Genomic DNA, 740 nt, shown 5'->3' with positions numbered 1-740 from the left:
GCCGAGGGCGCCCTCGGCCAGGTCGTGCGGCCCCAGCGGACTCCGGTACTGATGGATGACGGCGTGCATTTCGGTGCTCCTTTTCGCTGGTCAAGGCGTTGGGAGTCACTCTCGGCCCGGACCGCCGCCCGGACATCAGTGCCAGTACGGAGACCACCGCGCAAACCGGGCACGGAGGGGATACTGCTCGGGTGACGCGCAGCGAACCGTTCGTCGGGCGGGCCGGTGCCGTGGCCGACCTGCGCGGGTGGCTCGCGGCGGCGGACGGCGGCACCGGCGCGCTGGTGCTCGTCGGCGGCCCGGCCGGGATCGGCAAGACCCGCCTGGCCGAGGCGGTCACCGGCCCGGCCGCGGTCTGGGGCCGGTGCGTCGACGACCCGGGCGCCCCGCCGCTGTGGCCGTGGCGGCGGGTGCTGCGCGCGCTGCCGGAGGCGGGCGCCGAGGTCGACCGCGCGCTCGCCGACCTGGACGACCGCAACGGCGCCGACCTGGTCGCGGCCCGGTTCCGGTTCGTCGCGCTGGCCGCCGACGCGCTGGTGGCGGCGGCCGGGCCGGCCGGACTCGTCGTCGTCCTCGAAGACGTGCACTGGGCCGACGAGGCGTCACTGCGGCTGCTGCGCCACCTGGCCGGGGAGATCCGCCGGTCGCGGCTCGCGGTGGTCGCGACCTACCGGGACACCGACGCGGCCGGCCCAGCAGCTCCGGCAGCGCCTCGAACAGCGGGCCGGCCGCGTCGGTGT

At 77.2% G+C, this 740-nt stretch carries 1 protein-coding gene; it reads left to right on the top strand.

All coding sequences use genetic code 11. The features are described 5' to 3' along the window. Nucleotides 1-191 precede the first annotated feature (191 nt). Nucleotides 192-740 (top strand): ATP-binding protein (locus tag CCN39_RS48490; RefSeq protein ID WP_244211363.1); only part of this gene is annotated, 549 nt, incomplete at its 3' end.

The organism is Amycolatopsis kentuckyensis, from assembly GCF_002155975.1.
GTDB classification, from domain to species: Bacteria; Actinomycetota; Actinomycetes; order Mycobacteriales; family Pseudonocardiaceae; genus Amycolatopsis; species Amycolatopsis kentuckyensis.
The sequence above is the reverse complement of the archived record's forward strand: the minus strand, read 5'-3'. Positions and strand labels throughout refer to the sequence as shown.